This window comes from Paenibacillus sp. FSL L8-0436, assembly GCF_038593025.1.
Classification (GTDB): domain Bacteria; phylum Bacillota; class Bacilli; order Paenibacillales; family Paenibacillaceae; genus Paenibacillus_AQ.
Window position 1 is genome coordinate 5,810,339 of the sequence record NZ_CP151955.1, and the last position, 20,009, is coordinate 5,830,347.

Annotated in this window: 20 protein-coding genes; 4 read left to right on the forward strand and 16 right to left on the reverse strand. The window is 45.2% G+C overall.

The window, feature by feature from the left end:
- Positions 1 to 115: 115 nt before the first annotated feature.
- The 10 genes from leuS to NSS79_RS26935 all read right to left on the reverse strand — a co-directional run bounded on the left by leuS (position 116) and on the right by NSS79_RS26935 (position 11,249).
- Positions 116 to 2,566 (reverse strand): leucine--tRNA ligase, encoded by a 2,451-nt coding sequence (gene leuS, locus NSS79_RS26890; protein WP_342436861.1) that lies wholly within the window; start codon positions 2,564 to 2,566, stop codon positions 116 to 118.
- A 600-nt stretch (positions 2,567 to 3,166) separates the two neighbouring features.
- Positions 3,167 to 3,919, reverse strand: coding sequence for a CPBP family intramembrane glutamic endopeptidase (locus NSS79_RS26895; RefSeq protein ID WP_342436862.1), 753 nt, complete (start codon positions 3,917 to 3,919; stop codon positions 3,167 to 3,169).
- The gene (locus NSS79_RS26900) at positions 3,916 to 5,364 is read right to left on the reverse strand and encodes a serine hydrolase domain-containing protein (RefSeq protein WP_342436863.1); all 1,449 of its coding nucleotides are present in this window, start codon (positions 5,362 to 5,364) and stop codon (positions 3,916 to 3,918) included. Before NSS79_RS26900 ends, NSS79_RS26895 begins: the two co-directional genes overlap by 4 nt.
- A gap of 101 nt (positions 5,365 to 5,465) precedes the next feature.
- Positions 5,466 to 6,038 carry a type II CAAX endopeptidase family protein gene (locus NSS79_RS26905; protein ID WP_342436864.1) on the reverse strand — a complete coding sequence of 191 codons (573 nt, stop codon included), beginning with the start codon at positions 6,036 to 6,038 and terminating at the stop codon, positions 5,466 to 5,468.
- Positions 6,039 to 6,316: 278 nt separating this feature from the next.
- Entirely contained in the window at positions 6,317 to 7,321 is a 1,005-nt protein-coding gene (locus NSS79_RS26910; RefSeq protein ID WP_342436865.1) for an AraC family transcriptional regulator, read from the reverse strand.
- A 50-nt stretch (positions 7,322 to 7,371) separates the two neighbouring features.
- Positions 7,372 to 8,439 (reverse strand): AI-2E family transporter, encoded by a 1,068-nt coding sequence (locus tag NSS79_RS26915; protein WP_342436866.1) that lies wholly within the window; start codon positions 8,437 to 8,439, stop codon positions 7,372 to 7,374.
- Positions 8,440 to 8,632: 193 nt separating this feature from the next.
- Positions 8,633 to 8,842 (reverse strand): hypothetical protein, encoded by a 210-nt coding sequence (locus tag NSS79_RS26920; protein ID WP_042179559.1) that lies wholly within the window; start codon positions 8,840 to 8,842, stop codon positions 8,633 to 8,635.
- A 14-nt stretch (positions 8,843 to 8,856) separates the two neighbouring features.
- Complete coding sequence (locus tag NSS79_RS26925; RefSeq protein WP_038595530.1) at positions 8,857 to 9,378, reverse strand: PRC-barrel domain-containing protein; 522 nt, start codon at positions 9,376 to 9,378, stop codon at positions 8,857 to 8,859.
- A 92-nt stretch (positions 9,379 to 9,470) separates the two neighbouring features.
- Positions 9,471 to 10,622, reverse strand: coding sequence for a cysteine desulfurase family protein (locus NSS79_RS26930; RefSeq protein WP_342436867.1), 1,152 nt, complete (start codon positions 10,620 to 10,622; stop codon positions 9,471 to 9,473).
- Between the two features lie 147 nt (positions 10,623 to 10,769).
- Positions 10,770 to 11,249 (reverse strand): DUF523 domain-containing protein, encoded by a 480-nt coding sequence (locus NSS79_RS26935; protein ID WP_342436868.1) that lies wholly within the window; start codon positions 11,247 to 11,249, stop codon positions 10,770 to 10,772.
- Positions 11,250 to 11,392: 143 nt separating this feature from the next.
- Between NSS79_RS26935 and NSS79_RS26940 the strand changes: the two genes are divergently transcribed.
- The 4 genes from NSS79_RS26940 to NSS79_RS26955 all read left to right on the forward strand — a co-directional run bounded on the left by NSS79_RS26940 (position 11,393) and on the right by NSS79_RS26955 (position 14,417).
- Complete coding sequence (locus tag NSS79_RS26940) at positions 11,393 to 12,061, forward strand: SOS response-associated peptidase (protein ID WP_342436869.1); 669 nt, start codon at positions 11,393 to 11,395, stop codon at positions 12,059 to 12,061.
- A gap of 216 nt (positions 12,062 to 12,277) precedes the next feature.
- Positions 12,278 to 13,093 carry a DUF2935 domain-containing protein gene (locus NSS79_RS26945; RefSeq protein WP_342436870.1) on the forward strand — a complete coding sequence of 272 codons (816 nt, stop codon included), beginning with the start codon at positions 12,278 to 12,280 and terminating at the stop codon, positions 13,091 to 13,093.
- A gap of 289 nt (positions 13,094 to 13,382) precedes the next feature.
- On the forward strand, positions 13,383 to 13,763 hold the full coding sequence (locus tag NSS79_RS26950) for a hypothetical protein (protein WP_342436871.1): 381 nt from the start codon (positions 13,383 to 13,385) through the stop codon (positions 13,761 to 13,763).
- Positions 13,764 to 14,120: 357 nt separating this feature from the next.
- Positions 14,121 to 14,417, forward strand: a complete 297-nt coding sequence (locus NSS79_RS26955) for a hypothetical protein (RefSeq protein WP_340896904.1) — start codon at positions 14,121 to 14,123, stop codon at positions 14,415 to 14,417.
- Between the two features lie 15 nt (positions 14,418 to 14,432).
- Here NSS79_RS26955 and NSS79_RS26960 read toward each other — a convergent pair whose 3' ends face one another.
- The 6 genes from NSS79_RS26960 to NSS79_RS26985 form a co-directional block, all read right to left on the reverse strand.
- Positions 14,433 to 15,119: a hypothetical protein gene (locus NSS79_RS26960; protein WP_340896903.1), complete on the reverse strand. Its 687-nt coding sequence runs from the start codon at positions 15,117 to 15,119 to the stop codon at positions 14,433 to 14,435.
- Positions 15,120 to 15,895: 776 nt separating this feature from the next.
- Entirely contained in the window at positions 15,896 to 16,720 is an 825-nt protein-coding gene (locus tag NSS79_RS26965) for a hypothetical protein (RefSeq protein WP_342436872.1), read from the reverse strand.
- Positions 16,684 to 16,944 carry a hypothetical protein gene (locus NSS79_RS26970; protein ID WP_342436873.1) on the reverse strand — a complete coding sequence of 87 codons (261 nt, stop codon included), beginning with the start codon at positions 16,942 to 16,944 and terminating at the stop codon, positions 16,684 to 16,686. The genes NSS79_RS26965 and NSS79_RS26970 overlap by 37 nt, the downstream gene beginning before the upstream one ends.
- Positions 16,945 to 17,387: 443 nt before the next feature.
- Positions 17,388 to 17,549, reverse strand: a complete 162-nt coding sequence (locus NSS79_RS26975) for a hypothetical protein (protein ID WP_179091676.1) — start codon at positions 17,547 to 17,549, stop codon at positions 17,388 to 17,390.
- Between the two features lie 294 nt (positions 17,550 to 17,843).
- Complete coding sequence (locus NSS79_RS26980; RefSeq protein ID WP_076109142.1) at positions 17,844 to 18,362, reverse strand: hypothetical protein; 519 nt, start codon at positions 18,360 to 18,362, stop codon at positions 17,844 to 17,846.
- Positions 18,363 to 19,372: 1,010 nt separating this feature from the next.
- Entirely contained in the window at positions 19,373 to 19,792 is a 420-nt protein-coding gene (locus NSS79_RS26985) for an Rrf2 family transcriptional regulator (RefSeq protein ID WP_038595549.1), read from the reverse strand.
- Positions 19,793 to 20,009 lie beyond the last annotated feature (217 nt).

The window sequence follows — 20,009 nt, forward strand, 5'->3', positions numbered from 1 at the left end:
CGGCTTGAGAAAAAGCGGCCTCCGCTGCATTGGAACATCCATGAATTTTGAATCCTTAACAAAAAACCCGCAGCACGGAATACTCCGTAGCTGCGGGTAAAAATGCGTTCTTCGCTTAACCCACTACAATATTTACAAGCTTTCCGGGAACCGCAATGATCTTGCGTACGGTTTTGCCCTCTACAGCAGCCTTCACACTAGGAAGAGCCAGTGCATGGTTCTGCATGTCTTCCTGCCCCATATCCTGCGGGATCTGTGCACGCCCCACAATCTTGCCGTTAACCTGTACAACGATCTCCACTTCTGCATCCACCGTCAAAGCTTCATCATAAGCTGGCCATGATACATAGCTGATGCTGCCTTCGTGGCCCAGCAGCTGCCAGAGCTCCTCGGAAATATGCGGTGCCAGCGGCGACAGCATTTGTACAAAATGCTCTGCCGATTCCCGGGACAAGCTGTCCTGCTTATAGGCATCGTTGATGAAGATCATCAGCTGGCTGATCGCCGTATTGAAGCGCAGATTCTCGAAGTCCTCGGTAACCTTCTTCAGTGTCTTGTGCCAGGTGCGTTTGAACTCGTCTGTACCGCCATCCTCGGAAATCTTGGCACTGAGGCTGCCGTCCTCATTCACGAACAGGCGCCATACGCGGGAGAGGAAGCGGTGAATGCCTTCCACGCCTTTTTCATTCCAAGGCTTGGTTGCTTCCAGCGGCCCCATGAACATTTCATAGACACGGAGTGTATCTGCGCCAAAAGCTTCCACAATTTCATCCGGGTTGATGACATTGCCGCGTGATTTGCTCATTTTTTCGTTGTTGTTGCCCAGGATCATGCCCTGGTTCACCAGCTTGTGGAACGGTTCCTTGGTATCCACTACACCGATATCATACAATACTTTATGCCAGAAACGGGCGTACAGCAGGTGAAGCACTGCATGTTCAGCTCCGCCAATGTACAGATCAACCGGCAGCCATTCCTTTTGCTTCTCCGGCGAACACAGTTCCTTGTCATTATGCGGATCAATATAGCGCAGGTAATACCAGCAGCTTCCGGCCCATTGCGGCATTGTGTTCGTCTCGCGGCGGGCTTTCATCCCGGTTTCCGGATCAACGGTTTCCACCCACCCGGTGACGTTGGCCAGCGGGGATTCGCCCGTACCCGAAGGTTTGATCGCGTCCACATCAGGCAGCACCAGCGGCAGCTGATCCACAGGAACAGTCTTCATCGTGCCATCTTCCAAATGAAGAATCGGAATCGGCTCACCCCAGTAGCGCTGGCGGCTGAACAGCCAGTCACGCAGGCGGTAGGTTACCTTGCCTTGGCCGCTGCCCTTTTCCTCCAGCCAGGCAATCATCTTCACGATGGCTTCGCTGTTATCCAGACCGTTCAGGAAATCGGAATTCACATGCGGGCCATCGCCGCCATAGGCTTCTTCTTCCACATTACCGCCCTGTACTACTTCGACGATGTTCAAGCCAAATTGCTTGGCGAATTCCCAGTCGCGGGTGTCATGTCCCGGAACCGCCATAATAGCTCCGGTTCCGTAACCGGCCAGTACATAATCAGCGATCCAGATCGGCACCTGCGCTCCGTTGACCGGGTTAATAGCGTAAGCGCCGGTGAATACGCCGCTCTTCTCCTTGGCCAAATCCGTACGCTCCAGATCGCTCTTGCGGGCAGCTTTGTCGCGGTATTCCGCGACCGCAGCACGCTGAGCTTCTGTCGTGATGGCATCTACCAGTTTATGCTCTGGTGCCAGCACACAGTAGCTTGCGCCGAACAAGGTATCCGGACGGGTTGTGAACACAGTCAATGCTGCGTCATGTCCATCAATCGCGAAATTGACTTCCGCTCCGGTTGATTTGCCGATCCAGTTGCGCTGCATATCCTTGATGCTTTCTTCCCAATCCAGCTCTTCCAAATCCTCCAGCAGGCGTTCGGCGTATTCTGTAATTTTCAGAATCCACTGGCGCATCGGTCTGCGGACGACGGGATGACCGCCGCGCTCGCTTTTGCCGTCGATAACCTCTTCGTTGGCCAGCACCGTACCCAAAGCTTCGCACCAGTTCACCGATACCTCAGCTACATATGCCAGGCCGCGGTTGTACAGCTGGATGAAGATCCATTGTGTCCATTTGTAATAGCCCGGATCGGTTGTGCTGATCTCGCGGTCCCAATCATAGGAGAAGCCCAGCGATTTGATCTGGCGGCGGAAATTGTCAATGTTCTTGAAAGTGATGTCACGCGGATGTTGTCCGGTATCCATCGCATACTGCTCTGCCGGAAGTCCAAAGGCATCCCAGCCCATTGGATGCAGCACGTTATAACCGCGCATCCGCTTGTAGCGGGAGACAATATCCGTCGCCGTGTAACCTTCCGGGTGGCCTACGTGCAGTCCTGCGCCTGAAGGATACGGAAACATATCCAGGGCGTAAAATTTCGGTTTACTTGAATCCTCACCTGTCTTAAACGTTTTGTTCTCATCCCAGAACTTCTGCCATTTGGGTTCAATGCTCTGGGCGCGGTAGCCGGCCCCAGCCGGGGTGCTCACTTTGTTTTCGCTCATCTTATGCTCCTCCTTGGAGTGTTGCTTACTTAGTTAAACCTGCTGTTCTTAAAAGAATTCAGGGAATAAAACTCCGCTGCAATAAAGTTTTGGGCTTCCGCCCGCTGTTATACTCGGATTTCTGATCTCACACTAAGCGGTTGAAAAAGACTCGCTGCTCCGCTGGGAGATGTCTGCCTTCGATCGTCTCAGGCAGACTTGTTATTTACCGGGGCATAAGCCCAACTCCGCAAAAAAACCTCCCATCCCTAGCGTATGATCGCTAGGGACGAGAGGTTTGAATTCCCGTGGTACCACCCTAGTTAGCGGCTGAACATGCTTTATTCTGCCACTCACTTTGACACCCTTTAACGGAGGTGAGGCGACGACGGTTCACACACTGGCCTTTCGCAGCATCTGCCCTGCGAAACCTGCGGCTTGCGCCGTTACTCGGAGGTGAGTTCATTCCGTTCCGTTAACCGGCTTGCACCAATGCACCGGCTCTCTGCTATAACGTCGCGTGAGTTAATACTCCTCTTCATCGAACTGCTATTCATCACAACATAATCGTAATATTACACAACATTATAACCAAAAACGTTGACTATAGTCAACGTGGAATTATCCGAAATACAAGCTGTAGAGCGACAGAGCGGAAATCAGGTTGAGTAATACATGGGCAACCATGCCTATGTAAATGTTTTTGGTCCGCCATACGACGAAGTACATCGGAAAGATTGCAATCAGCCGGGTGATAATCATCCAAGGAGAGAAAAAATGATACACGATAAACAGCACCACATTTATCAGTAACCCCCAGCCCCGGTATCTTCCCAGCCTTGGCAGTAGATATCCTCTAAAATACAATTCCTCTACGACCGGTGCCAACAAGCCAATCAGAATAAAATCACTGACCCAGGTTGCCACCAGCATGCCATGTGAATAGCGGGACATATCATCAGTACTGGCATCGAACCAGTCAGGATAGAAGGAAAAGACATGTTCCAGCAAAACACGGCTTACCGGTTCCATTAGCCAGAAGATCAGAACCGCCCAGCCCAGCACTACAGGGACGAGAATGAGATAGTGCCGCAGGGGCAGTTTTTGACGATATGGCATAATGCCCTTTATCGAAAATGTGCCGGTCTGTCTCCGGGCTTGATAGATCAGAATCCCAAGCATGGCTGGAGCGAGCCATACTATCGTTTCTAAGTTGATGGAAAGCGCAATTGTAAGTCCAGCTTTATGTAGTATTGGCGAAATAAAAAAAATAAAAAGAAAAGTGACTGCACCTGGGATAAGATGAAATGCTGCAGCTTTCAGCAGTGAGTGCTGCTCTGTTTCCTGCTCGTTTCGTATAACGTGAGTATTCAAAAGGACCTCCTATCTCTTCCTATCCGTACGATCTTAACAACTCCGGCGGCTATCAATAACAGACAGAAGATCAAAATAAAGTGCGCTATGCCCGGAAGAAACAATAAAGCTACCGGCCAAGGGAGCAGCAACATGGGAATACCAATCAGTACAGCAATGGGAAGAACAATATTGAGTAAGAGTAGAGTCATAGAACGGATGTAGCGCCGCGGCTTTGTCAACTGTTTTGTATTTTTCCATTTAATCAATCCGTATAAGGACCATACATATAAAATAACAAACAGTAACAGAACAGCATTAATAGTCATGTGTATCTTATTATAATGAGGCAGTTTATCTACAGTAGCCACCTGCCCGTGAAGCACTTCTCCAATCCCCTGCAGGATATAATCATAACTTGCTAAAAAATCCACGGAGTTGAACAGCAATACGATCCCATACTCTCCATCCATCGACAAATAGGAAGAAGAACTTTCCGTTGTACCATTATGCCAGACCGTTTCATCAGAGATTATCCAGCCCATTCCATAATACTCGCCTTGCTTAATCAGCGAAGCAGGTTGATGCATCCGGTCCATGCCTGCCTTTGAAAGCACCCTTTGATCCTCAAAATGGCCGCCATTCATCTGGGCGATTAAATACTTGGACAGATCCTCCGCGCTTGAGATCAGATTGCCATCCGGTACTGAGGCAGTATGATCTATTCGTGGAGTGGACATCATAATCCCAAAAACAGGCTGATAGCCAGAAGCCAGTCCATATTCTTGAGCCTCCTCAACGTAGGCAGTACTATGCTCCATATCCAGCGGTTTAAAGATATGGTCCTTCACGTAATCACCATACGGTTGCTGCGAGACTTCTTGAATGATGCCACCCAAAATATCATAGTTTAAATTTGAATATTGATATTTTGCTCCGACCGGTTGAGCAAGGGGAACCCCTGTCATTCCGCGGAGATAATCTTCAAGCGGAAGATCATCCGAGGCCATAGTTGCTCTGCCCTCATACTCAGATATGCCGCTTGTCTGGTGCAGCAAATCTTGGACAGTAATTCGGGCAGAAGCTTCTGCATCTGCCAAATGAAACCAAGGTAAGTAACGCTGTACAGGCGCTTCAAGCTCAACCCTGCCTTCCTCTGCCAGCTGAATAACAGCAAGGGCTGTAATGGACTTGCTGGTAGAACCCAGAATAAATGGTGTTTGCGGTGTTATCGGCTTCTGTTCCGGACCTGATATACCGTATCCCTGCAAATAAATGATCCGGTCCCCTTTTACGATGCCAAGTGATGCACCTGGAATGTTCAGCCGTTCCATAGCATTCCTCATGTACTGGTCCACCCCGGCCCCGTCGAAGCTTGAAGCAGCCCCGGAAGTTGTGTGCGAGAACAAGACAGCAAATAATACCAGCGTCAATAAGGCTATAAATGTTTTACGGATTATTATCATTTTCCTTCTCCTCCATATGCAGAGCACGATCCCTGATAGCTCACCCGATTACTTGAATGTATTTAGCACTGTCTGCCTACGTACAGATTATACTGTGACAATTAGGAAATCAGGTTAAGCAGAACGTGGACTGCCATGCCTACGTAGATGTTCTTGGTACGCCATACGATGAAGCACATCGGGAAGATCGCGATAATTCGGGTAATGGCCATCCAGGGGGAGAAAAAATGATACACGGCGAACAAAACTACATTGATGAACACACTTGCTCCCCGGTATCTGCTCAGCCTGGGCAGCAAGTACCCTCTGAAATACAATTCCTCCACAATCGGTACAAAAATTCCAAGCAAAATCAAATCACTGGCCCAGGATGCAAGCAGCATGCCACTTGAATACCGGGACAGCACATCAGCAGCAGGATTGAACCCTGCCGGGAAGAAATTAAACACATACTCCAGCAGATAATTGCCTACCGGTTCCAGCAGGAAGAAGACCAAGATAATCCAGCCCAACAGTGCAGGAACCCAAATGAAATATTGCCGCAAGGGCAGTTTTTGACGGTATGGAAGAATACCTTCTAACGTAAATCTCCCGGTCTGCTTCTTGGCGGTATAGAGCAGAAGCCCGAGCTGGACCGGAACAATCGAAAGGAACAGCGCAAGATTGAGTGCCAACCCAATCGTCAGGCCCGACTTTATTAACAATGGAGTAAAGAAAAGAATAGAACACACAGAAAGGCTATTATACCGGGGAAGAGATGATATGCTATTGATTTTGCCAACGAATGCTGCTCTGTTTCTGCGAGGCTAATAGGGTGAGTACTCAAGGCAGACCTCCATGGTGATGTGAATGTAACCGCGGTTGCATTCAGTCTATCATCCTATGCAGAGGGTGTCCGCCCCGGTACGTTCAATAAGTAACAGTGTAGGGTTGGGTGCTGTCGTTGGACGGATTACAAGCGTTGGGATTCAATGATCCAATCCCGCGGATTACATCCGAACCTCTCTCGGAAGCTCGCTGCAAAATGGCTCGGGTTGGAGTATCCTACCATAATCGCAGCATCACACACATTGATTCGTTCCGTTTCAAGCAGTTCCTTCGCCTTATCCAGCCGCTTTTCTTTTAAATATCCGAAGACGGTAGTGCCGAAGAGTTCCTTGAAACCGGCTTTTAGCTTGGAATCGCTGATTCCGGCCAGCTTGGACAGTTCCAGTAATGACGGGGGCTGCTCCATCCTCTTCTCCAAAATCCCGCTCGCCTCGCGCACTCTCGCGATATCCTCTTTACGCAGCCGAATTCTGCCCCGCTGCGCGGGCACTTCGTCTTCAAACAAGGTTTGCTGAAGCCAGAGGGCAAGCAGCTCCAGAGCTTTTCCTTCCAGGAACATTTTTCGCATCGGTCCGGTAAAGGGATGGGATCGGATATCCTGCAGAATAGCCTGCACCTTGGGTAATATCGAGTGGTGGAATATGAGATTCTCGCGCCCACCAAGAATCAATGCAGAGCTGTAACGCGCGTGGCCAAGTTCATCCATTAATTCGTCAAATAAAGCTGTAGACAAACGGATTTCACAGATGGCTATTGGCATCCCTGCCGCATATTTTAGTTCAAGCTGCTGCTCCAGGCCAAATGTAAGGTGGCCAAGACCTGGGGAAATCTGCTCTTGTATTCCCGAATGAAGGATTTCAATATTGCCCTGAATCCAGAAGGTCAGATCGACCATCGGAAGATTGCCATGGAGCTGCATGGTATGAACGTCCTTCATCTGGCAGTCGGCCATGATAACCTCCATGCCGGGTCTCAGGCGTGTCCGGCTGATGCTGCCGCTTCCTATGGATTCAGGCAGAATGATCCTATCGGTATATCGATCATTTGAGCTGTAAGGGAGAAATGGAGACAAATATCTGTTGTAATGGGAATGAAGCTCTTCATACTGCAGGGACTGCAACGTTTGCATGAGTGTTCCCTTTCTTAATGTTATCTTGTAGGATCGTTTGGTCTCTCCGGCTAAACCGGCTTTCGCTTAATATAATAAGCCATTAAGTGCTGAATTACGACTTTTCCGGCCGCAAAACACGGCACCGCCAGAATAAGACCAATCATTCCGGCCACCTCTCCGCCGACCAGCAGGGCAAAAATAATCAGCAGCGGATGCAGATGCAGTCTCCGTCCGACCACCTGGGGCGAGATCACATTGCTCTCCAGCATCTGGCATAGCGTATTCACTACTGCCACCAGCAGGACAAGGCGCAGGGACAGGGTTGAGGCCATCACAATGGCCGGAGCCGCCCCCAGGAACGGACCCATGTAAGGAACGATGTTGAACACAGCGACTACACAGGCAAACAGCAGCGCGTAAGGCATCCCGATGATGGCATAACCGATATATGCCAGCACGCCGATAATAATACAGACGAGGAACTGTCCGCGGATATAGTTGCCCAGTGCTTCATCAATATCCTTGAGCAGCTTCACAATCGATTTGCGGCGCGAGCGGGGCAGGCAGGAAACCACGGTCCGCTCAAACACATCAAAGTCCTTCAGAATGTAGAACACGAGAAACGGAACGATAAATGCATTGAACAGTACACCTATCGTTGTCCCGATATTGTCGAGAAAATGTGATATTCCTTTAGCCAGACGTTCCTCCAGCTGAAAAAACCAATTGTTCATCCCCATCTCAACACCGGGCGGGATCAGCCGGGAATTCATATTCTTCATGAGACCTTGCGCATGCAGTGTCATCTCCGGCAGATGTTCATTCAGCTCCTCAAGCTGCTCGATAAACATCGGTATGAGATTGATGGCAATGACCGCAATTGAAGTCAGGAATACGGCGTAGATGAGAAGAACGGCAACGCTGCGCGGCATCTTCCGTCCCGCCAGCATACAAACCACCGGATTCAGTACATAAGAAATGATCATGGCCGCCAGAAACGGCGCAAGAATCGCTTTTAGAAACTGGAATATCCCCTGCAGCATCGGACGAAGCTGCCACACAAAATACAAAATGATCAGGGTGAGCAGCACTCCGATCATCCAGCGGAACCATTTACTTTGGGACCATTGCTCCATGAGTGCACCCCCTAGCGGTATTACTGGACTGGCTTCGTAAATAAGTATATGTATGCCTGCCGCAAAATAACCGCTGAACGTAAAGCGCAACAAAAAAAGCGCCAATAACCCTCAGCAGATTTGACGCTGAAAGGAAACTGACGCTTGTTTTTAAGCATATGTACCCGCTGCTAGCCAGTGCGAGGACTTATAATCAGGAGGATGCATGGATTTGGGGGAAATCCTGGGCAATTTCTTCCCCGGAGAACAGATCGTCAAGCGAACTGAGCGTGCCGTCTTCTTCAACCTGATAAACCGACATTTTCTCGCCGTTAACCGTAAGTTCGATGAAACAGCCCCAGCAATAGAACTGGTGGGAACCGATCTTGCCGATATCCTTGGAGTTGCAGTTTGGACACTTCATATAATACATTCCACCTATCCGTTAACAATATTAATGGCTTTTTGGAGCCGTTCTTCGCTCATTGCGGGAACCAGTACGGAATCCTCCCCAATGGACATTTCTTCAGAACAAGGCAGCCATTTGCGGCCTTCGATCAAATCAGTTACAAGCCCGTCACTGATTTCCAGCGCTACTATTGTGTTTCCCAACTTCTGGTCAAAATAAACATCGGATATTCGTCCAAGTATCGTTCCGGATGCAGTCAGTACCTGCAAATCCTTCAATTTCTTCTTTCCTAAAAGAAAAGTATATGGTATATGGTCAGTGTCGGCCTTTAGTATCGACTCTTTACTGCGAATCATGACAGCATCTTCGCCATAAGCGACAATATCTTCCCATGCCACAACTTTCACATGACTGGAAAAAAAAGATTTGCTTTCCAGTTCAATACCCGTAATATTCCAGTTTGAATCCAGTACAACATCGACAATTTTGCCGATTTCATTACCTTCTTCAACTTCATATACAGCCAGGCCGATCATATCTTGAAGTTTCATGGCTGCTTTAGTCCCCTCGCTTTGAATGTACTTTCAAGTCACTTATGGTTAAAGAGCCAAATACCGAAACGGATACGAGACCGAAAAAAATCCTAGTCTACACTACGCAACCGTCTCAGGATGGTTTCAACTTTTTCTGCAACAAGCTTTATTTCTTCATTAGTATTACCCAAACCTGTGCTAAAACGAATCGCCGAGTCCAAAACTTCTTCCGGAAGATTCATCGCTTGCAGAACATGTGAAACCTCCAGTGAACCAGAGGTGCAGGCTGAGCCGCTGGCAGCAGCAATCCGCTCCATATCAAGGTTCATCAGCATCACATCGGTCCGGGCTCCCGGAAAACTCACATTCAGAATTCCCGGCAAAAAATGCTGCTCGTTTCCGTTAATCACATAGTTCTGCCGCCCGATACGGCTGTCCAGCTCCTGCAGCAGCAAATTCCGCAGCTCAAGCGCTTTATCCTGCCGCCCGTGAAGCCCTTGCACCGCTAGTTCCACCGCTTTGGCAAAACCTGCTGTGCTAGCCAGACTCTCCGTTCCCGCCCGTCTGCCGCGCTCCTGAAGTCCTCCGTATTGTCTGGAATGCAGCGGTGCACCGCGTCGTACATACAATCCACCGATTCCCTGCGGGCCGTTTATTTTATGGGCGGAAAAGCTCATATAATCAACAGGAAGCTCGCGAAGTGTGATGGGAATCATCCCGAGAGCCTGTACAGCATCGACGTGGAACAAAATGCCCCGTTCGGCAGCGATACGGCCAATCTCTTCTATAGGTTCTACTGTTCCTACCTCATTATTCGCGAACATCACACTGATCAGTACCGTATCATCTCGCAAAGCGGCTGCCACATCTGAAAGCGAGACGAGGCCTGTCGAATCAACCGGAAGATAGGTAACATCATAACCCTGCTTCTCCAGTTCTTCGCACGTATGTTGAACGGCATGATGCTCAATTGCTGTGGTGATGATATGTTTGCCCTTCTCCGTGGAAGCAGCTGCAGCTCCAAACAGCGCCAGATTATCGCTCTCCGTGCCTCCGCTGGTGAACACCCATTCATCGGGAGCACAGCCTAAAAAGCCCGCGATGGTATCGCGTGCCCCGTTCACAATCTTTTTGGCGGAACGTCCGAACGTGTGCACACTGGACGCATTACCGTATTGTTCAAGCAGCATATTGTACATAACCTTGGCCACCTCCGGATGAACCGGGGTTGAGGCGGCGTGGTCCAAATAGATGGGTTTCATGACTAAATTCTCCGCTTCTTGAAATTCAGGATTTTCTTACAGGACTACTCGATTATACTGCTGAAAGTCGCCTTTTACCACCTGAGAATAAACACAATATTGTAACAACCTTTAGGGGGCTGTTAATGGGAATTCCCGCTAAGCCACTCACTTTCCAGCATGTTCCAAAGCTTCCAGCCTAGCGGAGAGCTGCTGCTCAGAAATCACTTCAATACCGTTTCTTCTTAGCAGAGCGGACGTTACACCTTGCCCGGGAATTTTCACACCGGCAAATTGTCCGTTATAGATCATGGCACTGCCGCAAGAAGGGCTGTTTTCTTTGAGTACTACGGTGGTGGCTCCGATTTCCCGGGCTTTCTCCAGCGTTTCATAGGCCCCTTTGAGGTACATTTCGGTTACATCATTTCCTGACCGGTCCATTACCTTAGCCGTCCCCTCCAGCACATCCTCCCCGCCGCCGCCGATAATTTCCGCCGGTTCCCTCGGGGTCGAGAATCCGCCAAGCAATTCTGGACACACAGCAAGGGCCTTGTTGTTATCCAGCAGTTTTTGAAGGCTTGTATCGAGACAATCCGTGCCGTTGTATCTTACTTTCATTCCTGCGAGACAGGAGCTTACGATAATCATGCGGGATCCTCTCCTTCGTTTCGCTATCATCCGTTTCTTCATTTATAATAATATGAAATACTCCGAGCATAGCATGAGGGCTACAGCACTGTAAACAATCTCAGAACACATCATAAATAAATGAACCGGGAGGCTAAATCAGCATGTGCGGAAGATACACCATTACCGTAACCATGGATGAGTTGATGTTGCGTTATTTTACGAATGACACCACCATTGTCCACTATGCCCCAAAATATAATGCGGCCCCGATGCAATATATCCCGGCGGTTATTCATAATGGCAAGCATAATAAGCTTGGGGAATTACGCTGGGGGCTGGTCCCGTCCTGGGCCAAGGATGACAAAAGCGGCAGCAAAATGATCAATGCCCGTGCAGAGTCCCTTCTGGAAAAAGCATCCTTCAAAAATCTGGTGAGCTCGCGCCGCTGCGTGATTCCTGCGGACGGCTTCTACGACTGGAAGCCGCAGGAAGGCGGCAAACAGCCGCTGAGAATTACGCTGCGTGACGGGAAGCTTTTTTCCATGGCCGGCTTGTACGATATTTGGATGGATCAGAGCGGCAATAAGCTCAGCACCTGCACAATTATTACTACAGAATCCAACAGCCTGATGGCTGAGATTCATGACCGCATGCCGGTTATCCTCACCCCTGAAGCCGAGACAGCGTGGCTTGACCGGCACAATCATGACGTCCCCACTCTGATGAAGCTATTGCGCCCTTATGATTCAGAGCATATGCGGGCTTATCCCGTCTCACCGGCAGTGGGCAACGTCCGCAACGATTATAAGGAGTTAATTAAAGAAGCATAGCGAAGAATCGCAGCAATGACCCGGATCAAGGGCTTTTTGGGTTTGAAAATTCAATCGCAAGCAAAAAATCACCCAGTAGGAGTGCTGACGGAGACTATATTAGAGTTAAAGCGGTTTAAAGCTTACAGCAGGATTGTCTTAGAGATAAATAAATAATTAGGTATCCATCCAAGCTTAACAAGCATAAGGTCTATAAAGATGAAAAGGAGGGATACTATGTCTAACATGTTTGTCGCTCGGTCACTGGAAGAGGTCAGCTTTTGGTCAAGAATTATGAAAGAACATTCCTTGTTTCTAGGATTGGGGTTCCGGGCGGAAGATACTATTCTGATTAAAGAAGCCAACCACTTTTACCGGATTTTCGAAGACATTGAGAGACGGGTGCATGCTTTCTCCCTTGATGCAGATCCTGCAACGATTCAACAATTTAACCAGGAGGTCCATACGGCAGTATGCCACATTTGGGCGTTCAAAAGAAAAGTCCTTGGCTTGATTCTATCTTGCAAGCTCCCTGGACAAACGAATTTTCCACTTTTAGTGGATCATGTAAGTAGAGAAGCCAATTATTTTAGAAATCGGCTGGAAGAGCTAAACCAAGGCAAATTAGAGCCATTATATGATGCTATTATTGATGAAAATGTATTTTTCTTAAGAATTATGGCCGACCACGCCAAATTTATAGGTCATCTATTAGATCCTTCAGAACGGAAACTTGTCGAGCAGGCCCGAGAATTCAGTCAAGATTTTGATCAATTATTATTTCAGGCTAGAGATATTGAATCCATGAGACCTCAATCGCAAACCGGTCCAATCTTAACCCAATTTCTTGATCAGAATAGAGTATCAGTGAGATCACTAAGGGATTTTAAGAAAACAGCCCGGGATTTAATCGAACAATGCAGAATTAAAAGCATCATACACCCGCTGCTTGCGGATCACGTTTTCCGTGAAGCAGAGAGATTCTTGGAGATTATTGATATGTTCGAAAACTCTTTAACCGGGAAAGGGAATGCACCAATGATCCACCATTAGCTCCTTCTTCGTACCAAGTTCATCTGGCTACAATGGCTTTAAATTCCTTTACATACATCATGGGCTTGCTGACAGTTAATATTCCGGTTTTCCGACAATCCCCCCTCCCATTCATTAAACAAAACGTCCTGCTGACCGTCATGGTAGCAGGGCTTTACTATGACTATGCTAAGAAGAGGCGTCATCATTATATCATTCTAAAATCAATAGAAATAAATGCTCTAATCTCCCAAACATCGCTGTAACTAAAAGAATAAATATATATAAAATCAAGAAAGGAGGCATTACGTTGCCTACAGTGCAAAATTATAATAGAGGCCTTATGTCTAATTTTGCCGGCTCTGCTTCGATTCCTGCTAATAGCATTATACTGCTGATTGAATTAGGGATCTTTGTCAATCAGGCATCAAACTTCTTGGAAGTTTCAACTTCTGTCGGCGTTCTTACAGACAGTGAAACTGGTGCACTCGTTACCATTAATGTAAATATGGACGGTAATCCTGTTGGAACCACTGGAACTATTTTTATTGACCCAAGCAATTCTGTTATTACCTACAACATTGTCCTTACAGATGTAAGTATTGGACATCATGTTATCCAAATACTCGCAGATTCTGGTGGTTACAGTCTTAATGGTCTGACTACAGCACAAGCTACCGTTTATGGTTGAACATATGGAAAAGGCTGGTTAACCCTCAGACGTCTCAACTTTGCCTGAATGTCATGCAGATTACCTTCTCTGCCTCCTTAGCGATGCTTTACATTGGATATTTTTGGAACGGATTCCGTGTAAAAACGTATCTTTATCGTCCAGGTTACAAGGAGGCTATTTCATGATTTTGTTTAAGATTGTCCCTATTTTTTTTTATAATAGCCGGTGCATTCTACACGGTATTCCCGAAAGTAGGCTGGGAATTGAGAAGATTCAGCCGCGGAACCCCCAGCCCTATGACACTTCTTTTCATCAGGGTTGTTGGTGTTTTTTGTATGATTATTGGTTTCGCTTTATTCAATTCATTCCAGGAGTTTGGCCCATAATGGCCGTTGCCCCGTATTTAATCCCTATAGATATATAGATGGAGAAAATACGCAACATGATCCAGAGATAGGTTCATCGGAGACAAAAGCCGGTTCGGGTCCAGTGAAGTTTGCGATTGATAAACACGACAACAACAAAGGGCAATTCATCAAGCGTACTGATTTTGTAATCTTTGAAAAGATCCTAACCTTTGAAGTAAGTGAGTACACAGCAGCAAAACAAACAAAAATAAACCCGTCAGAAGCCCGGCGGGATTATTTTTGCATGCTTCTAAATTCTGTTTAAAAGCTATGGCAAATCTTAATTCCTTTCAAGCGTTGACAGTGAAACCATTACCCATGGAGCAAATTTATTCGATAGTTCACCCTTAGGATTGTGTATCCGGAAAAGAAAAGCTTCCCCCGCTTGATTCTTCCACACCATATAATCCTCTATTCCCTTATCACCAGTAGCCTGCAGATATAAATCTGCAAAACCCAGAGGATGCTCAAACAGTTCCCCGCTATGATCGTTAGCCTTACCCATTGCAGAAAGCTCAGTTTGTCCCTGTTGCTTCAGAGCGGTAAGATCGTAACCGGATGGCAAGTGTTCAATCTCGGCATAATAGGTGGGGTCCTCAGTGAGTGATAAACGGCCAGACTGTTCATCGAATGTGAAATCCTCAAAGACATACAGGGAATATCCATCACCTTGCTCAAGTGTACCTTCTTGCCCTGAGACCCCTCCCTCCTGTTCACCAAATGCCTGGGTCTTCGGACGTTTGGATGTCTGAGGATCAGTAGCGTCCGGACTGGCGGACTCCTGCGCCTCCGTGGCTGCGGGAGTAGCAGAAGGTTCAGGAGTGGCTGTAGCTTCAATAACAGGCATAGTCGCTGCACTTGACGCTGTAGGCTCTGCCTCGTTTAATGTTTCATTGTTACTGCATGCACCGAGAATTGAGGCGGACAGAAGAATGCTGGTAACTGTAGCAATCAATGTTTTATTCATTATATACCTCCTCATCTGAATAATAGTTATTACCCAAATGTCCAACATTCTCGCACCACTTAAGGTTGACGGATTATTTAATGCAGGCTCTAAACTCAGATAATTCACGCATAAACCAACTGACGGCAATTTTGATTGTCTCTGGGAGAATCCCCCTCCACCAGCCCGCCATAATCCCTTAGGTGGCCAATTGGGTCCTGATCTTCCCGGTACCAGACTGACACCTTGGATTGCTTGGTTCTAATCTAATTGGGCCTTATCCGAAATCACAAGGAAAAATGTAGCCAGTGGGCCACAAAGCAAGGAAAGCAAAAACCAGTTTAGTCCACTCCTATTTTTCCCTTGCGCCAGTCCTGCATTAATTAGAGCCAGCGTCCCCCAACCCGCAAAATATCCATTATCCATCACGCACGCAACCTTTCGTCGTAATTTAAAGGGAATTTCAAACTAAATAATTTCAATATATTTCATTTGGAACATTATGTATATGCACTCTGTATCCTTGGTAAGGAAAACTTTCCTTACGGCAAAGAAATACCCCGCCAATGCTGGCAGGGTACAGTAGTTCCAACTCAGTATTTAATAATTATTTATCAACATTTCTTTTTAGAAAGGATTTAATCCCATCATATATGACTACTAATCCAATAACGTTTGTTTGTATTATATGCGATGATTGGATTTTTAATTAATGGAAAAGCCTCCAGAATAATCCCTGGGGCTCTATATAATGACACTAGACTTGCTCTACCACTCGCTCGTTCCGATCCGCTTAATTAGGATGTTGGAAAGGAAAAACTTCGTCCATTAACACGGATGTAGGGAAACTCACTAGAAGAAACTTCAATATTATTTTTATCAAAAAGATATATCCTCTGTCCCTCAATTAAAATTTTTCCAATCGGGTCTTCTTCCTGCGAATAAGCATATACAAGCATGCCCGATGTTTTATCATCGATGTATAGTGTGGTATCTATGAAGATTAAAGTGTCTTCAATTTTCCCAACGGGCACAACTTTCCGCTCGACATGTGGATTTTTAAATTTCTCAGTCATAAATGAATGCACATCTTCTGAAATTTTACTTAACTCAATAAACTCCTCTTTCTCCAAGTCAATAAAACCTATCTTTTTATTTTTATAAATATAAAGTTTATTTTCATCAAGAATCGAGTCGCTTGGAGAAATCGTATTATCGCCGGAAGGTAATTTATCAATTGAAAAACTCTTCACTTCATATTCATCTTTATTGAGATCGTAATCTAAGAGTATTATTTCACTTTCTTGCTTATCCTGGTAAAAAGCTGAAAACACCAATCGAATGATCTTTCCATTTTTTAACGTTTCCCCATTTGCTAGGAAGACGCTTTTATTTTTAAAATTGTCATTATTTTTCAAGTCAACTTTATATTCTTTATTATTAAAATTCAGGATATATTCAAACTTCTCATCAGAAATTTCACCTAAGCAAGTGAAATCATTAAAAAAATAAGACTGTTCAGTCCCTGTGGAAATAATGTCACCTTGCTCCAATTTATAGTTTACGTCGACTTTGTCGAGTATATTTACATTTTTTGTAAAATTAACGTTTTTCCGTACCAAACTAGAGGTTCTCCGAGTCCTGAAGTAAATGTATACATACCTTTGTCTAAATTTATCTTGGACTGATTGATATCCCAGGATCCTAAAATCGCTTCCTTCTTAACAGAGTCATTTTGTTGATACACCAGCATCGGTATTTTTATGATCTTTGAATTTTCAAAACTGCAAGAAGTAAGAATAGATGTAATTATAAATATCATCGCTGACATTTTTTTCAGACCCATTGAAACCATCCTTCACACTTAAAATAATAAGATTAGGCATTTGCTTAAAACTAACTAACAAATACCTAATCTTATTTCACTCACTTATCCCAAATTTAATTTGCTGCATAAAAGTCAAACGACGATGAACCAAAGTTTGCAAAAGAAGCATTTAACCTATCATTTGTATGCGCACAATACAGCAAATTGATTGTATCATTTTTCACAACCATCATCACATGAGAGTAATCAGTAGAGGATATGCCCCCCCCTGCTCCTGTTGTGGTTTTGGTAGCTTTCCTAAAATATCCTTTATCAACCATATATTCCTGTAAACCAAAAATTGGTGCCAGACGGAGACCGTCACCTATAACATCGCAGCAACCATGAAGTCTGCATCGCTCTTTAGGACTTTGTATGTATTATTCAAACTCATACTCCTAACAACAAAATAATGTGCAATTTCATTCTTTAACGAGTCGCTTTCCAATTAATTTCTTCGCCTCATCTTCTGAGATATTTGATGAAAATCCAATATGATTCAGTTTCGTTTTTCCAGTGCCATAATTTATCATTTCAAATGATTTCACAAGCACTGCCTGTGCATTATCTTCTTTATTAAGCAAAGTGTCTCCGATTCTTAAAACGGACTCTCTTTGAATAATCTCCCCTGCAATTACATATCCTCCCCAGTAATTTTGAATACATCTTTAACTTCGACTTCAAACATAATTTAACTCCCCTTATGTAGAAATACCCCGCCAACTGGCAGGGTTGAGTATATAAAATTTGGAACATTTTGTATTTTTACTATATTTGGACCAAATCAGGAATGTTGCGGGGTCCAGTGTTCTCAGAGTTCACCTTATAAAAAGCAAGTCATCCACCTCAAGGGTAGATGACTTGTTTTAACGCACCTTTTAGAACTGTCTAGCACTTACATCAACATCAAGTGGATATCCTAATAAACTATATATGTAGACCTCATAATTTCCATCCAGACCATTACCTAACATATCCGTAAAAGAGATTGTTTTCTGTGAGCCAACAGCAATTGCTTGATTAGTGAACTCAACTCCATTTCGCCACACTTGAAATTGAACCGATTGGCCATTGTTATTCATCATCCAGATGTTCAGGTTAACTCCATCATCCGGTTCACAAGTGAATGAATCATTAAAAGCTCCACCCTTTTGATTCACACGGACTATCTTTACGGCCTCTTTCCCTCTTGCAAGTTCTGGTACTTTAACCCCATCCCCCACCAAAATCTTCGTTCCTGTTCCTGGTTCTTCGTAAATGTAATTGTTAAAACTGTAACTTTTTGCAGAGGAAACCTCAGATACTGAAGATTTTTGCAGCGATGGTGAATCTACAAGGCCTGTTATCGGAGTAAAAAGTAATGATGCAGCGACACCTAATCCTAAAAGTTTAATCAAATTAACAACCTCCCAGATATTTTTTTTGGATTACATTGGAATTATACCATTAATTAGGTTATTAATGAAATAGTATCTATTTACTATAAATAACGACTTTATTTCCCGCGATCAAACATAAAAATGGTATTTTTTATCGCATTGTGCTTTAAAATAGATTGTATATATAATAAACAACAATGTTAGCTTCCACTCAAGTCTGCTCTAAATTTAAATCGCTGCCGGATAAATCTTAAGTGATACAGAGTGTATCCCTCAACGATGCCGCCATAATCCATCAAGTGACCGATTGGATCCAGATCTTCCCGGTACCAAACAGATAGATACTTTCGACTGCACCAGAGAAGCGGCTAGGAAGCCTGAATTGCTTTTCAAGGCTTTGTATGAAGTTTCCAAGCCCTTACTCCTGTTTATTAGAAGAACAAGTGGAATGATATTTATTTTTTATATCAGTATTTCTGTATGGAACTTATTATCTTGCGCAGCAATTTATGGATCGAATATCACAACATGGGTCCTGAGATATTTAATGCAATGCTAGATTCTGTTGGCAGTTCGCTCAAAAACCTTAGTAAACTTTCTTTGTTGGCAGGGATCGCCTTTTTGGTGTGGGCAGAAATCGAGGAGTATTATAAAACTCATAATAAGAACAACAATATAAAAAATGCAGAGCCATTCAAGATATGATTTTGAAAACTTACAAGTCAATTATATTTAATTTGGAACATTATGTATATTCACTTCCATCGGTAAGGAAAACACTTCCTGAATGCAAAGAAATACCCCGCCATTAATGGCAGGGTGCAGTCTTTAATTTCCAAGAGTAGCAGCCTGATTATCTAATAGAACAAGCCCGCATCGGCCCTAAAAGTAATTCAAAGTAACTGAGCTTATTTATCTGCATGTAACTATGGGCGAATAACTAAACGAACGGTTGCGGGTAAATTGCGGGTAACGGTTCGTAAAAAAGCTTACTATTCCCTTGAACAGCGCGGGTTTCCTGATATCCGTTAGATATAAAACATATAGTTGTCAGCCTTACTTTCTTCCTTATAGTTGATTAAGTCAGACAATGTGGTGGAATCCAGCACATCGGCAATGCTGTCGCGGATGCGCAACCAGAGGTCGCGTTTTGCCGGATCATCTTCTTCTGTAAAATCAACTGGCGATATGGGGCCTTCCAGCACACGGATAATATCGCCGGCTGTAATGGTGATGGATTCGCGTGAAAGGATATAGCCGCCGTAAGCACCACGAATACTCTTCACAAGCCCTGCGTTGCGCAGTGGGGCAATGAGCTGTTCCAGGTAATGCTCGGATAGTCCGTTTTTCTCGGCGATGCTTTTAAGTGAGGTTGGACCTTCGCCAAATTTCAGGGCAAGCTCCATCATAATAGTTAATCCATAACGTCCTTTTGTCGATATCTTCAAGGGGCACCTCTTTCGGTTTAGTTGCTGATAGAATCATAATCCATTGTTACGACATGAGATATGTCATATCAAGGTATTCCGATGTTTGCTCTCAGCTTATGTTATCATATTTATGGACATATTTGGAGCCAAAAAAGTAACTTTTCACATGAATGTTCGCCAGTGGTGGACAAATTGTCAATTTTATCGTCTTTTCTGCAGCATTTTCCCGTCCTCA

Bases quoted from the DNA above. Each gene is read 5' to 3' on its own strand.
- NSS79_RS26935 (WP_342436868.1), bottom strand. From the start codon at position 11,249: ATGATTATCGTAAGCTCCTGTCTCGCAGGAATGAAAGTAAGATACAAC.
- NSS79_RS26940 (WP_342436869.1), top strand. From the start codon at position 11,393: ATGTGCGGAAGATACACCATTACCGTAACCATGGATGAGTTGATGTTG.
- leuS (WP_342436861.1), bottom strand. From the start codon at position 2,566: ATGAGCGAAAACAAAGTGAGCACCCCGGCTGGGGCCGGCTACCGCGCC.
- NSS79_RS26920 (WP_042179559.1), bottom strand. From the start codon at position 8,842: ATGAAGTGTCCAAACTGCAACTCCAAGGATATCGGCAAGATCGGTTCC.
- NSS79_RS26910 (WP_342436865.1), bottom strand. From the start codon at position 7,321: ATGCAAACGTTGCAGTCCCTGCAGTATGAAGAGCTTCATTCCCATTAC.
- NSS79_RS26970 (WP_342436873.1), bottom strand. From the start codon at position 16,944: ATGGGTCTGAAAAAAATGTCAGCGATGATATTTATAATTACATCTATT.
- NSS79_RS26915 (WP_342436866.1), bottom strand. From the start codon at position 8,439: ATGGAGCAATGGTCCCAAAGTAAATGGTTCCGCTGGATGATCGGAGTG.
- NSS79_RS26900 (WP_342436863.1), bottom strand. From the start codon at position 5,364: ATGATAATAATCCGTAAAACATTTATAGCCTTATTGACGCTGGTATTA.
- NSS79_RS26945 (WP_342436870.1), top strand. From the start codon at position 12,278: ATGTCTAACATGTTTGTCGCTCGGTCACTGGAAGAGGTCAGCTTTTGG.
- NSS79_RS26925 (WP_038595530.1), bottom strand. From the start codon at position 9,378: ATGAAACTTCAAGATATGATCGGCCTGGCTGTATATGAAGTTGAAGAA.
- NSS79_RS26930 (WP_342436867.1), bottom strand. From the start codon at position 10,622: ATGAAACCCATCTATTTGGACCACGCCGCCTCAACCCCGGTTCATCCG.
- NSS79_RS26960 (WP_340896903.1), bottom strand. From the start codon at position 15,119: ATGAATAAAACATTGATTGCTACAGTTACCAGCATTCTTCTGTCCGCC.